The sequence below is a fragment of the Magnetospirillum aberrantis SpK genome (genome assembly GCF_011022235.1).
GTDB lineage: Bacteria > Pseudomonadota > Alphaproteobacteria > Rhodospirillales > Magnetospirillaceae > Magnetospirillum > Magnetospirillum aberrantis.
Genome location: NZ_JAAIYP010000023.1, coordinates 1 through 1016, shown reverse-complemented (window position 1 = coordinate 1016; position 1016 = coordinate 1). Strand labels below are relative to the sequence as shown.

The window sequence follows — 1016 nt, the reverse complement described above, 5'->3', positions numbered from 1 at the left end:
AATCCCAATGGTCGTGGGCTTCCTGCACCGCCCGCCACCTGGGCCATCCAGGCGGTTTCCGGCTTGGACGCCAGCGCCGTCACGGTGGCGTTCAGGCTGGCGCCGCCGGTGAGGATTTCCGCCACCACGCCCTTGGCGCGAGCCACCCCACCACCACGGAACTCTTTCGTCAGATTCTGACTACTGTCTCTGAAGGGAACCAACCCTTCTCTAAAAAGTGTTCATGAAGATCGACAGCATGCCCATCTTCGAATTCGACCGTATAAATAACGCCATCTGGGAACTGTTCAAAATATTCTCCAACACGTCCTCTTCCCTCGTGAATCATAACCACTGAAGCTAATGCAGCCGGACGAAGCTCTGCGGGAGCAGATGCCTTCACACGCACGGTGTCATTGAAGTTAAATAGCGCCATTCACGGCCTCCTATCGATACACAGGTAGATGAGGATTCCCATCCGGTTGCGTAACGCCGGGTCTGTGTGCGTGTGGCTCTTGTGCTGCCGGGTCGGCTTGATTCGGATGTCCCCCGTAATCACCACGAACGCCAGTGGGCTTTCCTCTGGGATCTTTTACCTGAACATAATCGCCGTTAGGGCTGCCTTGGATTTGCTCACCTGGAGCAAGGGGAATGTTGTTGCCCTTGGAGTCACCAACAATGACAGGCTCTCCATAGGGACCAATATTGGTGTTAAAAACAATGTCAAGCGCAGCCCCCAGGGCGGCACCACCAGATCCGGCTGCCCCAATCATGGCCGGATTCGCGGCCACGCATGCACCCATGGTGCCTGCGTCACAAGCGGCTGCTGCGACCGCGCCAGCGCTGGTCCCAAGCACGCCTCCCAGAATCATGCAACCATTCTTGCCGAGGAGGCAGGCATTATACAAATACCCCAATCCAGCGGTCATGGCACCTTGTTCGAAGGTTCCCCCGGCCAGGGTTGACGCTGTACCGCCGACGGCGACGGTGGTGACGAGGCCGGTATAGGGGACCCGCTGGTTGAGCAGGATGGTCGC

General features: G+C 58.0%; 1 protein-coding gene and 1 pseudogene. Both read right to left on the bottom strand.

What is annotated here, in order from left to right:
* Window positions 1-169 precede the first annotated feature (169 nt).
* Entirely contained in the window at window positions 170-415 is a 246-nt protein-coding gene (locus G4223_RS03670) for a hypothetical protein (RefSeq protein WP_163675161.1), read from the bottom strand.
* Window positions 416-425: 10 nt separating this feature from the next.
* Window positions 426-1016 (bottom strand): annotated as a pseudogene (locus tag G4223_RS03665) (hypothetical protein); the annotation flags it as partial.